Source organism: Streptomyces sp. NPDC030820 (assembly GCF_055572075.1).
The window spans coordinates 34,669-55,055 of record NZ_JBVIEB010000003.1; the positions used below are offsets into that span (position 1 = coordinate 34,669).

Here is a 20,387-nt window from a genome sequence, read left to right on the forward strand (position 1 = left end):
AGGCTGCCAATCGGATGCGAATCCTGGTGACGATTTCCGACCAGGTCTGGGGCGGAAAGCACCGGTACATGTTCGACACCGTGCTCGGCCTGCACCGAGCCGGACACACGGTGATCACGATGGCCGAGCGGAACAGCCCGATGCTCGCGGCCGTCCGGGCCGCCGGACTACCGACCGTTACGGCCCCCGTGTTCGCGGACTCCCGTGAGGAGGCCGCCGCGGTACTCGAAAGCACCCTCCGCGCCGAGGGAGTGGACATCGTCTGCGTCAGCGGACGCCATGACTCGGCCGCCTGGCTCCAAGTGGATGCCGACCTCGCCGACGGCCCTGCGCTGGTGCTCTACCGTCATTCGGCCTTCCCCCTGCCGGACGCGCCCGACACCGACAGACTCCTGGAGCGCACGGACCTGGTCATCGCCACATCCCGTGAGCAGGCCGACGCCCAGTTCGGTGGCAGAGCGGCCCGAGTTGCCGGCCTGACGGAGCGGGTCGAGGTCATCACCAGCGGCGTCGGAACCGAGTTCCTGGAGCGCACGGCCGCTGCCGACCGCTCCGCGATGCGAAGGAGCCTGGGGCTGGATGCCGAGGACTTCGTCTTCGCCGTGGTTGCCCGGCTCTCCTGGGAGAAGAACATCGAGCAGGCCATCGAGGCGTTCGCCAAGGCGGCCCTCACCGAGGGCGAGGCATCCGCCAGCTTGCTGGTGGTGGGCGACGGACCGATGCTCGACGAGCTACGCCGGCTGTCGCGCGAACGGGGTGTCGCCGACCAGATCCATTTCCTCGGCCACCGGGAGGACGTCCCCGAGATACTCGCGGCGGTCGACGCCGTCATGCTCACCAGCAGCGTCCCGGAGACGGGACCGCTCGCGCTCAAGGAGGCCATGGCGGCAGGCCGCCCGGTGATCGCGGCGGCGGTCGGCGGCATTCCGGAATTCGTCGAGGACGAAGTCAGCGGACTGCTCGTCAAGGACACCGATCAGCTGATCCGCGCGATGCAGCGCCTGATCCTTGACGAGGCGTTCGCGGCGGAGCTGGGGCGGCAGGGCCGCGAGGCCATCCTGACCGGCCACCTCCTGGAGCGCCGGATCGAGTTCCTGGTGTGGCGGCTCGACCTGATGGCGATCACGGCGGGCCCGTTGCGAACCGTTCTCGACGAGATCGAGTGGGACGACATCAAACTGCGGGCCGAGGCGGAGGGCGGCTTCGTGTTCGTCCCTCGTACGTCGCAGATCCTCCCGGTCGACGGCCCTGCGTACGAGTCGGTCCAGCGCGCTGTGGCAGCGGGTGACCCGCGGCTGCTGATCACGGACGACGAAGCGGAATCGAGGAAGTTCATCGGGACGCTCTTCCGGATGGGGGCGCTCGTTCGGCGCGGACGGTTCTCGGAGCGGGACCGATGAGGGCGCTGGTGATCGCCGCGCACCCGGACGACGAGGTGCTGGGGGCCGGCGGCACGATCGCGGCCATGTCGGCGGCCGGTGTCGACACCACGGTGTTGATCGTGGCCGAAGGAGTCTCGCTGCGGCACACCGAGGTGTCCCTCGACCGGGCGCGCGCGACCTGCCGCGCCGCGGGGCGGGTGCTCGGTGTGGACGACATCAGGTTCGGCGGTCTCGCCACGGACGGGACCCTGATCGGCGACGGCCCGCAGAGTGCGGTCGTGTCGCTGGTGCGTGAGGTCGTTGACGACGTCCAGCCTGCGCTCGTCCTCACCCACCACGCCGGTGACATCCATGTGGATCACCGGGTCGTGGCCCGGTCGGTGGAGTACGTCACGCGCGTCATGGGCGGCGGGCCGGTGCGCAAGGTCCTCCACTTCGAGGTGCTCTCCTCGTCCGAGCAGCAAACCGGTCAGACCACACCGTTCGTGCCGAACGTCTTCCATGACATCGCGGCCTTCGTCGAGCGCAAGTGCGAGGCGCTGGCGGTCTACGACTACGAGATCTTCGACGGGCCGCATCCCCGCTCTGCGCACGGCGTCCGTGCCCTCGCCGGCTATCGCGGAGTCACGCTCGGAGTGACTGCGGCCGAGGCGTTCGTGCTCGGGCGGGAGTTCCGGGACGCCGCGGCGTGGACGGGAGGTGCGCTGTGAAAGTACTGCTCACCGGCGGGGCCGGGTACATCGGGTCATTTGTGGCGCGCGAGCTGACCGCACGTGGTCACGCCGTGCTCGTACTCGACAACCTCTCGACCGGTCGTCGCGAGGCGATTGCGGACACCGCGCTCGACGTCGCCGACATCCGGGACGGGGATGCCGTGATGCGCTCCTTCGCGAGGTTCCGTCCCGACAGTCTCATCCACTTCGCCGCGCTCAAGTCGCCCGAGGAGTCGATGAGTGATCCAGCGCGCTACTTCGAGGTCAACGTCTCCGGCACCGTCAACCTGCTCGCGGCCGCGGCTCGGTACGGCGTGGAGCGGTTCGTCTTCTCGTCGTCGGCAGCCGTCTACGGCACCCCGCAGGTCTGTCCGGTCGACGAGACGGCTCCGGCCGGCCCGCAGAGTCCGTACGGTGAGTCCAAGTACCTGGGTGAGCGGATGATCGAGAGCCAGTCCGCCACGACCGGGATGAGGTTCGCCTGCCTGCGCTACTTCAACGCCGCCGGCGCCGCGACGGACGGCTCGCTGGGCGAGTTCGCTCATCAGGGTTCCCGCCAGTTGGTGCCTCAGGCCGTCGCGGTCGCCCGTGGCCTGCTGCCACGGCTGCAGATATTCGGCGCCGACTACCCCACTTCGGACGGGACGGCCGTCCGGGACTACATCCATGTGGAAGACCTCGCCGAGGCCCATGTCCGCGTCACCGAGGGACTTGACCGCCCCGAGCGTTCCGGGACCTACAACCTCGGTCAGGGCCGGGGCACCAGTGTCCTGGAAGTGATCGAGGAATTGCGGAGGATCAGCGGCGCCGAGATACCGATGGAGTTCGCAGCCCGCCGCGCCGGAGACCCCGCGGTCTCCTGGGCGGACGTCGGACTGGTGCAGCGCACCTTCGGCTGGGCGGCGCGTCGTGACCTCCAGGACATTCTCAGCTCGGCCTGGGCCTGGCACACCGGCGTGACCGCGGAGGCCTGACGTGCACATCTTTCTGGTCCGGCACGGCCGTGACAGCCGTGTTCCCGGTTCCCGGTCGCTATCGCCCGAGGGACTGCGGCAGGCGTGCTCGGTCGGGGCCCGGCTCTCCGGCGAGGGCGTGACGGAGCTGTGGACCTCGTCCCTGGAGCGCGCTCGGGCCACCGCGCAGGCGATCTCCTGGGCGGTCGGCCTGGATCCCGTCGTCGACCGGCGTCTGGACGAGATCCGAGCGGGAGCGGCGGGCATCCCGGACCTGCCACCGCCCCGGGAACGCCGCCGCGGACCGGCGCCGGACGGCGTCGAGAGCTGGGGGGAGTTCCTCGAACGGGTCGGCTGCTTCCTCTCGAGCCTCTGCGGCGTCCCCGACCCGAGGCGTCGGATTGTCCTGGTGACGCACAGCGGGGTGTTCGACGCCGTCTTCGAGATCCTGTGCGGCACCGGAGCCCGGGTGGAACTCGCCGTCGAGAACTGCGCGGTGACGCGATGGGAGTACCGCCCGGGCTCCCCGGCCGGCGCCTGGCTGCTGCACGGCCACAACGACACCGCCCACCTCGCGAACACATCTGGGCGTTCCGAGAGACCGAGGGAGACCGCGTCATGCCAGTGACCAAGGCCGGCACCCGGCGCAAGCTGCTCATCTTCTGCGTCGACGGCGGCGTGCCGGGACTCGTGGCCGAGCACGACTTCTTCGCCCTCGACCGTAGGCTGCCCGCGTTCCGGAGCAGCGCGGTCTCGGCGCTCCCCTCCGTCTACCCGTCCTCGACCGCTCCCGCGCACGCCTCCTTCCTCACCGGCCGGCACCCGGTTGGCCACGGCATCGTCGGCAACCGGTTCTTCGGGACGGAGACGGTGGCGGAGATCAGGGAGCGGGCGAGCAACCCGTTCGCTTCGGTGCACCCGTACGAGACCACCTCGCTGACCTGTCGCTCCCTCATCGACCGACTCGCCGAGCGCGGTCTGTCGACCGCCGCGGTCCACTTCCCGCAGACCTTCTCCCGGACAGCCGGGGACGCGGGCATACCCAGCGTCTACTGCCTCTACGCCCCCGCGGCGGACGGGGCGGCTGTTCCCGGCATCCCGGGCGAACAGCCGGGCTCGGCCGTCGAACTCACCTACTTCCAAAGAAAGGTGGCACTCACCTTCTCCTTGACCGAACAGGGCGGCATCACGGTCACCGGCGCTCCGGGCGCACCGCCGGTGCCGCTGGAGCGGGGCCGGACGCGGCGACTGGAACTGAAGCTCGACGGTGTCGGGAGGCTGTCCGTGCCCCTGACCGTGCACCGGGCCGACCGGAAGCAGGTGGTCTTCTCCGCGGGAACCGCTGTGCTGACAATGGCGTTCGGCGCAATGGCCGACGTCGTGGAAGCGGCGGACACGGGAGGCGGCCCGTCCTCTCTCACGGTCGACTACACCGCCAACCCCGAGCACCGGTTCCACGAATCACCGCGGGCCCCCTGGGTGAAGAGCGTGGCGCTCGGCGCTTTGGAGCGGCTCGACCCGGACGTACTCCTGATCCGTTTCAACCAGGCGGACCACGCACAGGAGTTCCTGTACTGGCATGCGGTGCGGGGGGATCCGGCCGAGCGCGCGCAGGCCGGCGAGCAGATCCTGGACGCCTACCGGCTGATCGACCGCCAGATCGGCGACATCGTGGCGACCGTCGGAGACGCGGCCGACTACCTGTTCTTCTCGGACCACGGCATCGACTACGTCGACACGCACATCGCCCTGAACACGGTGCTGGCGGAGCTGGGTTGGGACGACCGAATGGTATTCCAGGGGGACAGCAACATCGCCTACCTCTACGCGGACACCGGGCTCTCCGAGGGCGAGCGGCTCGAACTCACGGAGACGCTGGCGGCGCTGGACTCCACGACGGAGGTTCTCACGAGGGAGACGGCGGACGTCTGGAAGCTTCCCTGGGGCGATCCGCGGCTCGGAAAGCTGGCGGTGACCTGCGGGCCGCACCGGGAGTTCCAGTACGGCGGGGGAGCGCCTCGCCAGACCGTCCGCTCGGCGTCGCACGGATACTTCCCGACCGCACCCAGCATGAACGGCTTCTTCCGGATGTACGCCCGCGACTCCGCAGCGATCTCCCGCCCGCACCATCTGGTGGACGTGGCGGCTGCGATCGAAAAGCTGTTGGTCGGGTGAATTCAGCTCTCCATGTATTTCTCTTGCCATGATGTTTTCGCCTGTGCCAGGGTATCCGCCCGATCAGGTGAATTCTTTTCCGACGCCGTCGTAAACCGTCGGCGAACCCAGTTGGGAATCAACTCAGATGCCGTTCGAGTCACCGGTGGTCAGCCGGGTTCTCACGACAGGTGGTGCCGGATTCATAGGCAGTCATCTGGCCGATTGGTGGGAGGCCCAGAATGTCCAGGTGGTTACTGTCGACGATCTCCGGGCAAAGCCCCTCGTATCCGTCCGGGGATCGTTCAAGGAAAAGTCCGTCCTGGACATGGAGCCAGAGGACCTGGACGGCGTCGACGTCGTCTACCACCTGGCATCGCACAAGAGCGTGCCTGAATCCTTCAGCCAGCCGATCGAGTATCTGGAAAACGTCGAATCGGTGAGCCATCTGCTTCGCCTGGTCGCTGAGGCGGGGACACCTCGTGTGATCATCGCGAGTACGTGCGAGGTCTACGGCCAGGCCACCGCGCTGCCCTCCGAGGAGGGGGCGCCGCTTGCGCCGCGCTCCCCGTACGCGGCGACGAAGGTCGCGCTGGAGATGATTGCACGGGCTTATCAGCAGGCAGCGGACGTCGGGGTCGACATCACTCTCGTCCGCTTCTTCAACGTCTACGGTCCCAGGGAACGCCCGGACGCACTCGTCCCGTCCTTCTGCAAGAGCGCTCTGGAGGACGGCCGGCTGCTCCTGGAGGGAAGCGGAGACCAGCGCAGGGACTTCACTTACATCTCCGATCTCATCCCGCGGCTGGCCCGACTCGCCTCGGTGCGCTCGGTTCCGACACTCAATCTGGGCAGCGGTGAGTCGCATTCGGTCCGGGATGTGGCGCAAATTCTGCTGGAACTGCATCAGGGTGCGGTTGTCCAGCAGATGCCGGAGAGACAGAACGAAATCCAGGAATTCCGCGCCGACGTCACGCTCGCGCGCAGGCTGCTCGGTGCCGAGCGCACCCGTGTCGGCCTGCGCGAAGGAATCGGCCTGACGTACAAGTGGTGGCAGGACCGGCTCCGCGATGAGGTTTCGCTGCGGCATTCAGAGAGGGAATTTGTGTCATGAGCGGTTACTATGCTCCGGTGCGGGCCAGCCTGGATGTCACCTATGCCTGTGACCTTCGCTGCATTCACTGCCGCACCAACACCGGCGAGATCCCGGTGCACATTCGGCGTCGCATGCTGTCCATCGAGCAGCTTCAGGAGGTCATTCTCGATCTCGACCGGATGAAGACCTTCGAGATCACGCTGACCGGCGGCGAGCCGACCATCCGGAAGGGGTTCTGGGATCTCCTGGACGTCGTCCCCCGGCTCGAGCACTCGACCGTCACGCTGATCACCAACGCGGCCAATCTGACCCGCGACCAGATGGACCGCATCATCGACAGCGGCATCTCGTCCATCAGGGTCAGCATGGACGGAACCAGGGAGACCTTTGCCGCGGTGCGGCTGACAGACCGTTTCGACCAGGTGATCGAGAACTCGATCTACCTGCGCGACCGGGTCGAGAGCTTCAAGGTGCTGACCACGGTGATGAAGACCAATCAGCACAACGTCTTCGCGCTGGCCGACTACCTCCGGCGCCACGGTTTCCGCCGCCAGGATCTCATCCTCGTCCGTTCCCATGGACGCGGAGGGCGCAACGGGCTGCTGCTGACCGAAGCGGAGACCATGGCCATCCACGAGAGGGTCGAGGAGTTTCGCCGGCGAGTCCCGTCGATCGACTTCGACCTCAATCTCAACGCTCCTTACCTCGTGCCCGGCGTCGAACCGACCGAGCATCAGGACGTCGTGATGTTCCCCTACTTGGTGAAGGACACCAGCGTCGCGATCTCGGCCACGGGGGACGTCACGATGAGCCGTCTGTACAGTGCGCATCCGCTCGGAAACACCAAGGACGCGTCCGTTTCCCGGATCTGGGCCGCGGGACAGGAGCAATTGGCGCGTGAACAGGAGGAGTTCAGCGACGAGAAGCTGCGCCAGATCTTCTGGGACTTCGCGGCGGCCGAGAACCCGAACGCCGCTCCGCCGGTGCTGACCTCACTGCTCGACCGGCAGCTCTTCGAGGGCTACGAGGTTCGTTGAGACCCGGTGAAACGAACGGAAGGACGGAAAGCCATGCTTGATCAGCGTGACCTCATAGAGATGCTGAAGCTTCGGGGGAAAGAGCAGGAGCAGCTGTTCGAACAGGCTCGGAAGGCCCGGGAGAGCGTGTTCGGGAACAGGGTCGTCGTGCGGGGCGTGACTGAGATCGGCAACGCCTGCCGGGTGAACTGCGAGTTCTGCCCCATGCGCCGCGAGAACACGCGTATGAACGACCGGTTCCTGGCCGAGAGCGACGATCTGGTCGAAGCTGCGCAATCCATCAAGGAGAGCGGCATCAATGTCGTCTTCTTTCAGGCGGGAGAGGTCCCTCAGACGACGAAGATGGTGGGCGAGGCGATCCCCAGGATCCGGGCTCTCTACAGCGACGACGTGGAGATCCTGCTCAATCTGGGGAACAAGACGAGGAGTGAGCTGGAATACCTTCGGGAACAGGGTGCCGACAGCTACATCCTCAAGCACGAGACGAGCGATCCGGAGCTCAATGCGCGTATGCGGCACGAGTCCCTGGTAAGTCGCCTGAAGTGCATGTCGGACCTTGTCGAGCTCGGCTTCAAGGTAGGAACTGGCGGAATCGTCGGCCTGCCGGGTGACAGCCTTGAGTCAATCGCCAACGACATCATTCTGGCCTATGAGATGGGTGCACACATGTGCAGCTTCTCTCCGTTCGTTCCTGCGCCGAACACCCCGATGTCACATGTCCCGCCAGGAGATGTGGACACCACGCTCAATGCGATAGCGGCAACGCGGCTGTTCAATCCCGAGTGGCTCGTGCCCTCGGTCAGTGCGCTGGCGAAGAACAAAGAGGGGGGTCAGCGCCGCGGGTTCGAGGCAGGGGCCAATGTCCTGACGATCAACTTCACGGGCGAGCGTAATAGTGAGCGTTATCTCATCTACGGAAAGAACCGTTTCGTGGTACGCAGGGACTACGGCACCCGGCTGCTCGATGACCTGGGTCTGACGGCCGGCCCGTCCGTCTTCGTCGGATCCCAGGCGCTCCCGGTGTTCCGGTGATCGAAGGTGGTCCGGATCATCGAGGGCGACCGGAAAAATGGGCGGTCCCGTAGGACCGCCCATGGGACGACTGCCGCGAGGGGTGCCCGGTCAGAGGGCCGTCGTCATACGCTGCTCGCTTGGTGGGAAATCGACAAGGCCGCCCGTGTCAGTTCGGCCTTGTTTCCCAGATCGAGCTTCTGACGAATGCGCTTCACGTACGTGTCCACGGTATGTGAACTGATGCCGAGTTCCCGGGCGATCTGGGAGTGCGTCAGCCCGCGGGAGATGTACAACAGCACCTGCCTTTCCCGCGGGGAGATCGGAGCGCGTTCGTTGGCGGGGGCCTGGGGTGGCCCCGGTGTCTCACCGGCCTCGCCCCAGAACTGCCCGCCGGAAGCCACGGTACAGATCGCCTTTACCAGGGTATTGGGCGGGATTTGACGGTGAACGACACCCTGCACTCCGTATCGGGAGTATTGTTCGAACGACGTGTCCTTGAGGTTCTGGAGGAGCATGACCACCGGCGCAATCCGTGCGGCCTCTGTGATGAACTCGGGCAGCGGCACCTCTTGGACCGCTTCCGGATCGACGACGAACACATCGGCTCGCCAATCCATGTCTTCCGCCGATGACTCCTTGACCGTCGGCTTCAGACCGTTACTGGTGAGCACGGTCATGAGGCCGGTGGTGAATATGGGTGATCGGTCGAAAATCCCTACTCTGAGCAACGAATCCCCCGTTGTGTGATGATTTTGGTGAAGTGAAGTCGCACGGTCGATGTGTGGATTGTGCCAGGACCGGTCTGGTCCTCGGCATCGGCCGGCGACTGATCGTCCTCGAGCATAGCGACGAAGACCTTCAGCGAAGGTAAAATATTGTTTACCTGGGACCGTGCAACGGTGCCGAGGGGGATGACCTCCTCCCTGTAAGGGGTGTCTCGTTGGAGCTTTGACCATGTGTGTCCGATCTGGCGGTTATGGCGTCTTGTGAAATATGAGCTTGCTGTTGGTGAATTATTGTGCTTGTCTGTGTCATCCGCTGCCTCTCGCCCTATTCATGGTGCTGATATTTCCGGCACGGTCTCTCTTGTTCCGTCGCCAGGCATGCGGGCTATTTTTAGTGGGAGCGACTGCCGCCATCGGGCGTGCAGGCCGGTATTCAGTTGGGTGTGCCCGTGAACAACGACAGTAGGAGCGGATCGTCCTCGGCTGCGGTGACGGAGCTGGTGGCGATCTGGCGTGAGGTGCTGCAAGATGATTCGCTCGACGCGTCGAGCCACTTCGAGCCGAACGGCGGGACTTCACTGAAGGCGGTGCGCATCCGGGCCAGGATCCGCAAGAGGCTCAACAAGGACGTCAGCCTCCTCGAGATCTTTTCGCAGTCGACTCCGAAGGCGCTCGCCGCTGCCTTGAACTCGGCGCCCGACTGGTCGGACGAGGAGTGACGAGACCCATGTCATGGGATGTGACCGGCTATCGGCTGCTCGGCGACGTCGAGTTGAGCCCGGATGGTGCTCGGGTCGCCTTCACCCTCAAGGAGCCGGCTCCGGCAAGGGACCGCTGGGTCTCGTCCATCCGTGTCACAGGCACTTCGGCGCCCGGTGCGGCGTCCGAACAGGTGGGCCCGGTCGGCGCCGCATCGCCGCGCTGGTCGCCCTGCGGGCGGGCACTCGCGTATCTTGCGAAACCCGAGGATCCAAGTGACGGGCCCCTGTGGGTTCAGGCGGAAGGCGGTGCGCAGGCCCGCGCGTTGCTGCCCGGGTTCCGTGGCGTGAGCCAGATCTCCTGGTCACCCGACGGGCGGCGGATCGCCTTCGTCGCCCCCGTCACGGCCCCGCGCCAGCCGGTCCCAGGAAGTGCCGCCCCGCCGGCCGTCATTCGCCGCCTCACCTTCAAGGCCGACGGCATCGGCCTGCTCGGCGACAGCCGTCTCCATCTGCATGTCGTGGACGTCGAGACAGGTGAAGTTCGCCAGCTCACCCGCGGCGACTTCGACGTGAGGGTCCCGTCCTGGTCACACGACGGCCGGCGGATCTGCTTCAGCTCTGCCATGCACGACGGCCGGGAGATCGACCGGGTCACGCATCCGTTCATCCTGGATCTCGCCGACGACAGCGTCCGCCAGGCCGCCGATTGGGCAGGGACCGTCAGTTGGACCGGCTGGGACCGTGACGGTCGGTCACTCATCCTGGCCGGTCAGCACCGGCCCGGGCCCAACCGGCTGACCACGCTGTTCCGGGTGGGGCTGGATGATGCGAGCGTGACCGATCTGCTGCCGGGCTTCGACCGCCGCGTCCTCGTGCCGTCCTCGGGCGGCCCTGGGGCCGTCATCCAGACGGACCGGGGAGACCTCGTCTTCTGCGCCCGCGAGCGCGGGTGCACCTGGCTGTACCGGCTGCCGGCTGGGGAGACCGTGCCACAGCCCCTGGTCGCCGGGCCCTCCACAGTGGTCACAGCCGTCAGCCCGGCGCGGAACGGGAAGTTGTTCGCGCTGGCCGTCTCCGACCGGACGAACGCGGGCGACGTGCACCTCCTGGACCCGGCCGACATGTCGCCCCGTCGGCTGACCGACCTCAATCCCGGACAGGACCCCGACAAGATCCATGCAGCGGAGGACTTCGCCTTCCGCTCGCCCTCGGGGACCGTGCTCCACGGCTATCTCATCCGCGGCGTGCCGGCTGCCGACGGAGCACCGCCGCCGTTGCTGGTGGACATCCACGGCGGGCCGGACAACGCGTGGCGGCCCAACTTCTCCCCCTACTACCTGTACCGGCAGGAACTCGCGGACCGCGGATGGACCATCCTCCTGCTGAATCCCCGTGGCAGCGACGGTTACGGCGAGGGCTTCATGCGCAGCGCCATGACGCGTCTCGGGTTCAGCGAGGAGGAGGACTTCCTGGCCGCCATCGATCATCTGGTCGAGCAGGGGTCCGCCGATCCGGAGCGGATCGCGGTCATGGGTTCGAGCCACGGCGGCTTCATGACCAACTGGCTCACCGCGCGCACCGATCGCTTTGCCGCAGCCGTATCCACGGCGTGCGTCTCGAACTGGCTCAGCCTGTACGGCACATCCTCGACCGGGTCGGGCTTCGTGATCGAGCAGATGGGCGGCAGTCCGTACGACGTCCCGGCCCGTTACACCGCGTCTTCGCCGCTCACCTACGCCGACCGGGTGCGGACGCCGACGTTGATCGTCCACGGGGAGCAGGACATGCTCAACCCGATCGGCCAGTCCGAGGAGTGGTACACGGCACTCGTCCGGCAAGGCTGCGAGGTGGAGTTCGTCCGCTACCCCCAGGCCGATCACCTCTTCATGTACAACGGACGCCTCTCGCACCAGGTCGACTACGCGCGCCGCGTGGTCGACTGGCTGCAGGAGCACACGCGGAACGACAAGGGGTGGGCGAGGAACCCGCCAGGGGAGTGCCCACACCCCATCGGCAGTCCGGCGGCCCCTGTCCCAACCCGCCCCTGACACGCGTCCGGACGTGCGAGTGGCCGACGGGAGGGAACGCGGGCGGCGCCGCGGGCAGGAGCGTGGTCGCCCGGTCCGTCAGCGCCCGCAGTCCCCGGGGCGCCCCTCCCCGGCCCCGTGCACGCGCCGCGGTCCAGTAGCCGACCTCGGCGGACGACGCCCGCGGGGTGATGCTCTTGAGGACCACGTGACCTGCCAAGCGAGATCACGGGCGACGGCGACCATGTCCGGGCGCGGTCGGGCGCCCGGCTGCGGCTGCTTGTAGTCGCGGATGACCGTGACGCCGGGCCGCGACCGCGCCGCAGCCGGCCCTCCCCCCAAGGCCGCGGCCGGCACCGTCATGCTGCTGCCCCGCTACCGCCACCCGTGCCGCGAGCTTCTGAGGAGTCAGGTCAGTGCCACGGCTATCTGGTCGCAGATGTCGATGACGGCTGTCGGCTCCGCGTGCCGCCGAGTCCAGAACGCCTCGACCACCGCGCGGGTCTGGGTCCACCGGCGGACGCTCTCCGGATCGAGCCCGGCACCCTCGGCGAAGGCTTGGAGCCGGGTCATCAACGCACGACGGATGCTGGACTCCGAAGCAGCCTCCGCCCACCGGGTGCGGATCAGCGCGATGCCGTCATAGGCGGGGTCGCCGACGAAGCCCTTGGGATCGATGGCGAGCCACCGCTGACGCCGTGCGCGCAGCACATTGCCGAAGTGCAGGTCGCCGTGGACCATCGTCTCCGGTTGGCGCGTGCTCAACTCCCGGGCGGTCGCGACCGCATGGTCGATGACCCGACGGGGCAGCGGTTGCCCGAGGGAGCGGGCTTCCGCAGCGAGCTCCGCGCTCCACCCCGCCAGGACCGCCTCCAGTCTCGGCAGTCCCGACGGTGGTGCAACGGCCATCTGCCGTGCCAGCAGCCCGGCCTCAGTGAATGCTTCGATCGGGTCTTCGACTTCGTGCAGCGAGTCCTCTTCCAACGCCTCGATCAGCATGGCGAAGTTGTCGTCGTCGCGTTCCAACAGGAGGACGGCACCTCGTCCTCGCCAGGCGGCCAGCGCGCTGGGCTCGGAGCGGTTGCCGGGGTGCGGCCAGGAGACCTTGAGGATGGCGTCCGTGCCGTCGGCCCGGCGCACGGGCAGCGCGATCGCCACCATTCCGTGGCGCATGGGCCCGGCCGGGACACAGCCCCAGGTTTCCAGCAACCGGTCCAGGAGCGCCGGTAGTTGCTGGGCCCACAGAGAGCCGTCCCGGCCCTCCCTGGCGACGGTGTTCCGGACAAAAGCCTCAGGGAGACTGATCACGCGATGACCCTCCGACTCGGCTGCTCGTTTGCGGCAGTCGTCAGCGGTTTCAGTCCCCTGGCCCGTTCCCGCAGCACGAACTTCTGCACCTTGCCGGCCGCGTTCCGCGGCAGCTCCGTGATGAACTGCAGCTGTTCGGGCCAGTAGTGCTTGGCGACCCCCGCTTCGTTCAGATGGCGCTGCATCTCCGGGAAGTCCAGCTGCCGGCCCCGCTTCTCGACGACGAACGCGCAGGCTCGTTCACCGAGTCTGTCATCCGGCATCGCCACCACCGCGACATCCTCGACCGCGGGGTGCCGATAGAGGACCTGCTCGATCTCGCTGACCGGGACCTTCTCACCCCCGCGGTTGATCACGTCCTTCACACGTCCGGTGATCCGGAGGTAACCCGACGGCTCGAGCACCGCCAGGTCTCCGGTGCGGTACCAGCCGTCCGTGGTGAAGATCTCCGTGTCCCACTCGGGGCGCTGGAAGTAACCGGTGAACGCGAAGGCACTGCGGACGATGAGGTTCCCCTCGATGCCCCGGGGAAGTTGCCGGTCGAGGCCGTCGACAATCCGAAGCTCGACACCATCCAGCGGCCGCCCGTCGGTCCCCCACACGAGAGCCGGGTCGTCGTCGGGGGCGGACAGGGTGCCCATGCAGGTCTCCGTGCTGCCCCAGGCTGTGCACACACTGGCGCCAAGGACCCGCGAGGCCCGTTCCGCCAGTGCACGTGGGACCGCTGCCCCGGTCACCACGAACATCCGCAACCCGCTCGCCGGCTCGGCACCGCGCTCCACGGCGGTGACCAGATCCATCAGGAACGGTGTCGCGGCCTGGATGAAGGTCCCGCCCCATTCGCGCAGAGCCCGCAGGGCCGTCCGGGCCTCCCATACGGGCTGCAGCACCTGGGTGGTGCCGAGCAGCAAGGAGAGCCACATTCCGTAGAGGAACCCGCTGTGGTGGGCCATCGGCGCGGCCACGTGGACACGGTCGCGCTCGGTCAAACGGAGCCGGGCGGCCGTTGCGGCGGCGGCCCGGCTGAGAGTGTCCGCCCGATGGAGCACGCCCTTGGGTTCTCCCGACGTCCCGGATGTGAACATCAGCTGGGCGAAGCAGTCGTCCGCGGGCCGTCGGTCGTCGAGTATCGAGGCGTCGGCCGGCGGCTCCGCCAGCAGCGTGGTCAGTGAGTGCCAAGCCGGGCCCTGATCCGGCGCGGGGAGCGCGCGGTGCCCGGAGCCTTCAGCAGCTACGACCACGACGTGTTCGAGGGACCCGCCCCGGCCCTGCTCCCCACGACCCGGTTTCCGGACCAGCTCCTCGGTCTCGTCCATGTGGTCACGGCCGCGGAACTCGTCCGGAACGACCAGCACCCGGGGGCGGGCACGCCGCAGCACCTGCTCCATCTCCCGCTCACGGAAGATCGGCATCACCGGGCAACACACAGCGCCGATCCGAAGGATGGCGAGACACAGGACGACGAGCTCCCCGATGTTCGGCAGCTGCAGCATCACGGGCTCGCCGGGGCGGACACCGAGCCGCAGCAGGGCGGAAGCAGCCCGGTCGGTCTGGTCGGCCAGCTCGTGCCAGGTCCAGGTCCGGCTCCTCCCGTCGGTGACATCCACCACCGCGAGGCCGTCGGGGTCTGTCAGGGCCCGCTGCCGCACCAGATCCGTCAGAGCCGTCACCGCGATTCCCCTCCGCCCAGATCGGCAGTGTCCTCGTAGACGGCCTGACAGAGGAGGTTCAACCGGAAGCCCGCCACCGCGGAGCTGACGTAGCTGTTGAAGGAGAAGGTCAGCACCAGCCCGATGGCAGGGTCGGCCAAGGCCATCACCGTCCTCTCGCCCGGCTGACCGAACACCTGGCGGGAAGCCTGAGGACAGTACATGTCCCGGTCGGTCACAAAGCCCCGCGACCAGGTCATGCTGTTGATCGACCAGCCACTCGCCCAGTTGTCCCAGTCCTCGGACGGCTCCGGGATGGGGTGCTGCTGCCGGAGGATGTCCGAGACCCGCGCCCATACGGCCCGGTCCGGTACGTCGCCGCAGCCGAGCAGAGCCTCATAGAGCTTGGCCAGGTCGCGCATGGGGCCCATGCCGCCGATGCCGGGGATGCAGGCCGCCCGCAGCCGGGGATCGCCGGCCACGAACCCGTCGTGGCTGGTGGACGAGCCGGCCTTCCTGGTGCCGCCGTAGGTCATGGCGACGAGGTCGCTCTCGACCCGGGAGTATTCGTCCGGCGTCATCCCGACGAACGTGCGGTCCATGCCCAAGGGGTCGAGCACCCGGGTCCGCAGGAAGTCGCGGTACTCCTGCCCACTGGTACGCGCGATGACCTCGGCGAGCACCTGCGCGTTGATCCACGTGCTGTAGGTGCGGACGGCGCCCACCCCGACCGAGTCGTCGATCTCCGCCAGGCAGGCCGCCCGGAGGTTCTCCCGCCAGTCCAGCGAAGGTACGAACTGGGACGATCCGTCCCGGTAGGGCACCGTGTGGCTGAGCAGATCCCCGATCCGCGCGCCCTCCTTGCCCGCGGCACCGAACTCGGGGACATGTCGGGTGACCGGATCGGACAGGGCGATCGCACCGTCGTCGACCAGGAGTGCGATCGCGACCGAGTTCAGCGGCTTGGTGGCGCACAGCCAGTGCAGGAGGCTGTTCGCGGTCACCTTGTTGCCGAGTACGCGGCCGTAGGCGAAATCCGCGACCGGGCTGCCGTGCACCGAGGCGTAGAGCTGGAAGCCGTGGTGAAGGCCCTCTGCGAAGTCCTTCTCCAGGAACTGCCGTGTCTTCGCAAGCCGTTCGGGTACGGCAGCGGCTATGCCTGGGTCCAACACCGCGTCGAGCGGCTCGGACATTCCATTCACGTGGGTCCTCCGGGATGATCTGTTGCGTTGGCTCCGTGCCAAGACGGACGACGGCACGGCGACCGGTCAGGCGCGGTCACTGGACGGCACGGTGGCCGGCAAGGCCCCGATGATGTCCTTCCCCTCGTGCACCCGGAGCGGAGCGGTACCCGAAGCTCGGAGGGCGTCCTCCAGGCGGGGCCGGTACAGCGGGCTCAGCAGAGTCCGGGCGGTGTCGATGTCGGCCCACCGGACTTCGCTCGCCTCCGCGCTCGGTCGCGGGGCGCCTCCCACGGGCGCGGCGACGAACACAGCCGCGAGGATGCCGTGGCTCGGGTGCTGGTAGACGCCGGCCAGGCCGGACACCTGCACGGTGACCCCGGTCTCCTCCTCGGTCTCCCGGGCAGCGGCCTCGTACAGCGCTTCACCGGGGTCGACGAGCCCACCGGGCAGCTCCCACCGCACGGGGGAGCGCCGCAGCTGGATCAGTACTCGGCCCTGGTCGTCGAGCACGACGCAGGTGGCGCCCAAGCGGTACCAGCCCGCTGCCACGTGCTCTCGCTGCGAGCTGTTCATGGTGTGGTGTCAGCCAATCGTGTGTCGTGGGCACAGGCCAGTTCGAACCGGCAGTCGGTCAGCAGCCTGCGGAGTCCCGGGTGCGGCTCCTTCTCCAGGAGCTCGTCCACCAGCCTGAGCGTAGCGGCGTCCGCGTGGAACCGTGGGAATGCCAGGGTGGACAGCCGAGCGGCCGACCAGGCGTCACACTCCGTCCACAGCCGGGGGAGTGCGGCGAGAGCCGGCTCGACGTAGGGGGCGCAGAGAGCGAGCTGGTCCGCTTGGAACAGACCGGCCGTGTGGGCGGCGAGCAGGGCGGGCGGCATGGATCCGGGGTTGTGCAGCAGGTCCAGGGCGTGTTCCTTGGCCTCGGCCGTCGCACGGGCCGTCATCGCCGTGGCTGCCGCCAGCTCACCCGTGTGTGTCGGGTCCCGCGAGAGTTCGTCCAGGATCTCGTCCCGGCCGTACCGCCCCAGTACCGCAAGCCGTCCGACCGCGCGCCAGCGGAACTTCCGGTCCAGCTGCACACCTGAGGGGACGTCGGCCCCGGACAGCCAGCTCGCCAGCACCTCCACGCTTGCGGGGGTGTCCACGGAGTCGACGAACGCCGCCGCGAAGATCGGCCGCAGAGCGCTCTCGCGGCCGTGGGCGGCGTCCAGGAAACGGCGCGCGGTCAGGCGCTGGCGGGCGGCGCGGAGGTCGGTCCGGCCGAGTATGTCGATGCTCGCTCGGACCCAGTCGACGGCTAGCCGTGCGAGGTTCGGATCGGTCTCCGCCGCGAGGGCGCTCAAGGAAGCGGCCAGGAAGTCGCTGACGGGAAGCTCGGCGTCTTGAGTCAGGTGCCAGAGCGTCCGCCAGGCGACCGCTCTGGCGAGTGGATCCGCCACGTGACCGAGGGAGGTGAGCGAGGTGGTCAGCGAGTGGGGGTCGAGCCGGACCCTTGCCCAGGCATGGTCGCCGTCGTTCAGGAGCAGGAGAGCGGGAGTGCGCCGTCCGGCGAGCTCTGGCACTTCGGTACGGGGACCGGTGAGCCGGACGACAGCGCAGTCGCGTCGCACCAGCCGGGTCCCGTCCCGGTCGAAGAGGCCCACGGCGACGGTGTGCGCGCGCAACAGCGGACGGTCCGCAGGCGCCGTCTGCTCGATCAGCACGCGGTCGATCCTGCCGTCGGTCGTCTCCACCACCGGGCGCAGCACGTTGACGCCCGGTGAGTAGAGCCATTCCTCGGACCAGTTCTCGAGGCTCTGCCCCGACGCGCGCTCCATCGCCGTGATCAGGTCGTCGAGCGTCGCGTTGCCGTACGCGCGCTGCCGCAGATGGTCCCGGAGGCCGTCGAAGAAGTTCTCGCGGCCCACGGTGGCCATCAGCTGCTGGAGCACGCCCGCACCTTTGGCATAGGTGATCGCGTCGAGGTTCAGGACGACCCCGGCCGTGCTGAGGACATCGAAGGCGACGGGGTGCGCGGCCGGCCGCCGATCGGCCCGGTGTCCCCACTCCTTGCGTCCGGCGCAGAAGGCCGCCCAACCGGTCTCGTGGCGGGTCGCCTCCGACACCGCGAGGACGGCCAGGAGCTCGGCGCAACTCTCGTTCAGCCACAGGTCGTCCCACCATCGCGGGGTCACCAGGTTGCCGAACCACATGTGAGCCAGCTCGTGCGCGACGATGACGGTGCGGAGCTGCCGCCTGTCGTCGCTTGCGGTCGGGGCCAACAGGTATTTCTCATTGAGGGTGACCAGCGCCGGGTTTTCCATTCCGCCGTGGTTGAACTCGGGAACGAAGACGTAGTCGAGCTTCGGAAAGGGATAGGGAATACCGAAGAGTCGCTCGAAGTGGTCGAGAAGTTTGCGCGTGGTTTCGAAGAGGTCGGCGGCTTCGGATTCCATGAGCGGCACCGCGGACCGGCGGCAGTGTATTCCCAGTGGCAACCCGTTCCTCGCCCCACTCACCTCATGGAAGTGCCCCGCCGCCAGGGCCGTGAAATATGTGGAGAAAGGCTGTGTCCGAGCGAACTCCCAGCGCCCTTCGGAAACCTTTCGCCCGGCCGCCTGGCCCAGCACGGTCCAGTCGTCGGGAGCGGTCACATGGAGGCGGACCGGTGCCTTGAGGTCCGGCTGGTCGAAGCAGGCGAAGAAACGGTGTGCGGCATAGGGCTGCGCATCCGAGTAGACGTAGACCCCGCCGTCGTCCGGATCCGTGTGGCGCTGCAGCCCGAGGCCGTCGTGGGAGTAGGAGAACACGGCATCCACCTCGAGGGTGTTCTCCGCGGCGAGGTTCTCGAGCCGGATCCTGCCTTCCGTGAAGACCTGACCTGGACTCAGTTCCGTTCCGTTGAACCGGATTCTTCCGATCACGTCGGCGGAGCACTCGACGAAGGAGTCGGCACCGGGCCGCGTGCAGGTGAACGAGATGCGGGTCCGGGACGAGAACGTCTCGCCACTCGACCTCAGATCCAGGTCGATGCCGTACTCCTGCACCCGCAACAGCCGTGCACGGCTACGGGCCTCGGTGTACAGCAGGTCTCGAACCTGCGTCATTGGCCGGTACCGGCGGGTGACGGTGTGGCGGAAGCCCCGGCGCGCACACAGGCGTCGACGAGCGGTTTCGCGTACCGGTCGATGCTGGATTCGGGAAATGTGACGTCACGCCATGACGCCGCAGCCTTGCTGACCCCTTTGTCCGAGGTGTTGACCAGGGCTGCCGCAGCCTGGTTCAGACCGTCCTTGGTCACCGAGGTGCGGTCCGTCTCGTACGAACGGTATGTGGCGATGAATTTCTCGCATGCCGACTTGTCGGCCTTGCTGAATTCCCCTCCGGCGCAACCGCTCAAAGTGGTTGCGGCGACGGCTCCTGTGATCGCCATCATGAAGAACCGGTGACGTCGGTAGTGCGCAGGGTGCTCGATCACCGGGCGACTATAGCAAGCGACCGGGACGGCGGGAGTAGGGGTGTTGTCCCTGAAAGACGGGACCTGAATATTTCCCGAGCTGGTGGAAGTATTAAGGGGTTCGGCTTGAGTTTTCCCGAAAGGTTGAGACGTGGAGGCATCCGCGGGATCGGTCGGCGGCCTCTACGCCATCAGCGACCTGCATGTGGGGTACGAGGAGAACCGGCGGCTGATCGAGCGCATCCACCCCCGCTCGCCCGCGGACTGGCTGATCGTGGCGGGCGACGTGGCCGACACCGTCGCGGATGTCGAGCGGACCCTCGGCCTCTTGCGGGAAAGGTTCGCAAAGGTCATCTGGTGCCCGGGGAACCACGAGCTCTGGACGCCGGCCAGGGACCCGGTCCGGTTGCGTGGCGTGGCACGCTACGAGCACCTGGTCGACATCTGCCGGAAGTTGGGCGTCCTGACACCGGAGGACAGCTACCCGGTCTGGCGTGCGGGCAGCACCGCGCTGCGCATCGCGCCGTTGCTGCTGCTGTACGACTACACCTTTCGGGTGGCCGGGACGGATGACAAGGAGGAGTCGCTCGCCCTGGCGTACGAAGCCGGCGTCGTGTGCACCGATGAGCGCCTCCTCCACCCCGATCCCTACCCGAGCCGTGAGGCATGGTGCCGCGCCCGGGTGGCCTTGACCGAACGGCGGCTGGCGGCCTGCGGTTCCGATGTGCCGCTCGTGCTGGTGAACCACTGGCCGCTGGTTCGCGAGCCGACCGAGGTGCTGCACCACCCGGAGTTCGCGCAGTGGTGCGGAACCGTTCTCACCGCCGACTGGCACCGGCGGTTCAACGTCGCGGCGGCGGTGTACGGGCATCTGCACATCAGACGCTCCACCGTCTATGACGGGGTTCCTTTCGAGGAAGTGTCCCTGGGCTACCCGCGGGAGTGGCAGTCTGCGGGACCGCCCACGCCGCTGCTGCGGCGGATCGGTTAGCGAGGCACACAGCGCCG

The 20,387-nt window shown here is 67.7% G+C and carries 18 protein-coding genes and 1 pseudogene; 11 read left to right on the forward strand and 8 right to left on the reverse strand.

Going from position 1 to position 20,387, the window contains the following annotated elements; all coding sequences use genetic code 11:
• Window positions 1–26: 26 nt before the first annotated feature.
• The 8 genes from ACZ418_RS08680 (at window position 27) to ACZ418_RS08715 (ending at window position 8,367) form a co-directional block, all read left to right on the forward strand.
• A complete protein-coding gene (locus ACZ418_RS08680) occupies window positions 27–1,400 on the forward strand; it encodes a glycosyltransferase family 4 protein (RefSeq protein WP_468359070.1) in 1,374 nt (457 codons plus the stop codon).
• Entirely contained in the window at window positions 1,397–2,092 is a 696-nt protein-coding gene (locus tag ACZ418_RS08685; RefSeq protein ID WP_468359073.1) for a PIG-L deacetylase family protein, read from the forward strand. Before ACZ418_RS08680 ends, ACZ418_RS08685 begins: the two co-directional genes overlap by 4 nt.
• Entirely contained in the window at window positions 2,089–3,069 is a 981-nt protein-coding gene (gene galE, locus ACZ418_RS08690) for a UDP-glucose 4-epimerase GalE (RefSeq protein WP_468359076.1), read from the forward strand. The genes ACZ418_RS08685 and galE overlap by 4 nt, the downstream gene beginning before the upstream one ends.
• A gap of 1 nt (window position 3,070) precedes the next feature.
• Entirely contained in the window at window positions 3,071–3,676 is a 606-nt protein-coding gene (locus ACZ418_RS08695) for a histidine phosphatase family protein (RefSeq protein WP_468359079.1), read from the forward strand.
• Complete coding sequence (locus ACZ418_RS08700; protein ID WP_468359082.1) at window positions 3,667–5,223, forward strand: alkaline phosphatase family protein; 1,557 nt, start codon at window positions 3,667–3,669, stop codon at window positions 5,221–5,223. The genes ACZ418_RS08695 and ACZ418_RS08700 overlap by 10 nt, the downstream gene beginning before the upstream one ends.
• A 127-nt stretch (window positions 5,224–5,350) precedes the next feature.
• Window positions 5,351–6,316, forward strand: coding sequence for an NAD-dependent epimerase/dehydratase family protein (locus tag ACZ418_RS08705; RefSeq protein WP_468359085.1), 966 nt, complete (start codon window positions 5,351–5,353; stop codon window positions 6,314–6,316).
• A complete protein-coding gene (locus tag ACZ418_RS08710) occupies window positions 6,313–7,335 on the forward strand; it encodes a radical SAM protein (RefSeq protein ID WP_388624548.1) in 1,023 nt (340 codons plus the stop codon). The genes ACZ418_RS08705 and ACZ418_RS08710 overlap by 4 nt, the downstream gene beginning before the upstream one ends.
• A gap of 33 nt (window positions 7,336–7,368) precedes the next feature.
• A complete protein-coding gene (locus ACZ418_RS08715) occupies window positions 7,369–8,367 on the forward strand; it encodes a biotin synthase BioB (RefSeq protein WP_468359089.1) in 999 nt (332 codons plus the stop codon).
• Window positions 8,368–8,471: 104 nt separating this feature from the next.
• Here the strand turns inward: ACZ418_RS08715 and ACZ418_RS08720 are convergent, their stop codons facing one another.
• Window positions 8,472–9,026, reverse strand: a complete 555-nt coding sequence (locus tag ACZ418_RS08720) for a response regulator transcription factor (protein ID WP_468359092.1) — start codon at window positions 9,024–9,026, stop codon at window positions 8,472–8,474.
• Between the two features lie 497 nt (window positions 9,027–9,523).
• Here ACZ418_RS08720 and ACZ418_RS08725 point away from each other — a divergent pair, with 497 nt between their 5' ends.
• Together ACZ418_RS08725 and ACZ418_RS08730 are read left to right on the forward strand one after the other, a co-directional pair.
• Window positions 9,524–9,793 carry a phosphopantetheine-binding protein gene (locus tag ACZ418_RS08725; protein WP_388624541.1) on the forward strand — a complete coding sequence of 90 codons (270 nt, stop codon included), beginning with the start codon at window positions 9,524–9,526 and terminating at the stop codon, window positions 9,791–9,793.
• A gap of 326 nt (window positions 9,794–10,119) precedes the next feature.
• A complete protein-coding gene (locus ACZ418_RS08730; RefSeq protein WP_468359095.1) occupies window positions 10,120–11,823 on the forward strand; it encodes a S9 family peptidase in 1,704 nt (567 codons plus the stop codon).
• Window position 11,824: 1 nt separating this feature from the next.
• Here the strand turns inward: ACZ418_RS08730 and ACZ418_RS08735 are convergent.
• The 7 genes and pseudogenes from ACZ418_RS08735 to ACZ418_RS08765 all read right to left on the reverse strand — a co-directional run.
• A pseudogene (locus ACZ418_RS08735) lies at window positions 11,825–12,025 on the reverse strand (GNAT family N-acetyltransferase); the annotation flags it as partial.
• A 185-nt stretch (window positions 12,026–12,210) separates the two neighbouring features.
• A complete protein-coding gene (locus ACZ418_RS08740) occupies window positions 12,211–13,110 on the reverse strand; it encodes an aminoglycoside phosphotransferase family protein (RefSeq protein WP_468359098.1) in 900 nt (299 codons plus the stop codon).
• The gene (locus ACZ418_RS08745; protein WP_468359101.1) at window positions 13,107–14,780 is read right to left on the reverse strand and encodes an AMP-binding protein; all 1,674 of its coding nucleotides are present in this window, start codon (window positions 14,778–14,780) and stop codon (window positions 13,107–13,109) included. Before ACZ418_RS08745 ends, ACZ418_RS08740 begins: the two co-directional genes overlap by 4 nt.
• Window positions 14,777–15,952 carry a serine hydrolase domain-containing protein gene (locus ACZ418_RS08750; RefSeq protein ID WP_468360726.1) on the reverse strand — a complete coding sequence of 392 codons (1,176 nt, stop codon included), beginning with the start codon at window positions 15,950–15,952 and terminating at the stop codon, window positions 14,777–14,779. The genes ACZ418_RS08745 and ACZ418_RS08750 overlap by 4 nt, the downstream gene beginning before the upstream one ends.
• Before the next feature lie 75 nt (window positions 15,953–16,027).
• On the reverse strand, window positions 16,028–16,516 hold the full coding sequence (locus ACZ418_RS08755) for an NUDIX hydrolase (protein WP_468359104.1): 489 nt from the start codon (window positions 16,514–16,516) through the stop codon (window positions 16,028–16,030).
• On the reverse strand, window positions 16,513–19,029 hold the full coding sequence (pepN, locus tag ACZ418_RS08760; RefSeq protein ID WP_468359107.1) for an aminopeptidase N: 2,517 nt from the start codon (window positions 19,027–19,029) through the stop codon (window positions 16,513–16,515). The genes ACZ418_RS08755 and pepN overlap by 4 nt, the downstream gene beginning before the upstream one ends.
• On the reverse strand, window positions 19,026–19,400 hold the full coding sequence (locus ACZ418_RS08765; protein ID WP_468359110.1) for a hypothetical protein: 375 nt from the start codon (window positions 19,398–19,400) through the stop codon (window positions 19,026–19,028). The genes pepN and ACZ418_RS08765 overlap by 4 nt, the downstream gene beginning before the upstream one ends.
• Window positions 19,401–19,530: 130 nt before the next feature.
• On the opposite strand from ACZ418_RS08765, the gene ACZ418_RS08770 reads away from it, so the two are divergent.
• Window positions 19,531–20,370 (forward strand): metallophosphoesterase family protein, encoded by an 840-nt coding sequence (locus tag ACZ418_RS08770; protein ID WP_468359113.1) that lies wholly within the window; start codon window positions 19,531–19,533, stop codon window positions 20,368–20,370.
• Window positions 20,371–20,387 lie beyond the last annotated feature (17 nt).

Coding starts and splice junctions, on each gene's coding strand:
- ACZ418_RS08685 (WP_468359073.1), top strand. CDS start 1,397: ATGAGGGCGCTGGTGATCGCCGCGCACCCGGACGACGAGGTGCTGGGG.
- ACZ418_RS08700 (WP_468359082.1), top strand. CDS start 3,667: ATGCCAGTGACCAAGGCCGGCACCCGGCGCAAGCTGCTCATCTTCTGC.
- pepN (WP_468359107.1), bottom strand. CDS start 19,029: ATGACGCAGGTTCGAGACCTGCTGTACACCGAGGCCCGTAGCCGTGCA.
- ACZ418_RS08720 (WP_468359092.1), bottom strand. CDS start 9,026: ATGACCGTGCTCACCAGTAACGGTCTGAAGCCGACGGTCAAGGAGTCA.
- ACZ418_RS08715 (WP_468359089.1), top strand. CDS start 7,369: ATGCTTGATCAGCGTGACCTCATAGAGATGCTGAAGCTTCGGGGGAAA.
- ACZ418_RS08755 (WP_468359104.1), bottom strand. CDS start 16,516: ATGAACAGCTCGCAGCGAGAGCACGTGGCAGCGGGCTGGTACCGCTTG.
- ACZ418_RS08750 (WP_468360726.1), bottom strand. CDS start 15,952: ATGTCCGAGCCGCTCGACGCGGTGTTGGACCCAGGCATAGCCGCTGCC.
- ACZ418_RS08710 (WP_388624548.1), top strand. CDS start 6,313: ATGAGCGGTTACTATGCTCCGGTGCGGGCCAGCCTGGATGTCACCTAT.
- ACZ418_RS08705 (WP_468359085.1), top strand. CDS start 5,351: ATGCCGTTCGAGTCACCGGTGGTCAGCCGGGTTCTCACGACAGGTGGT.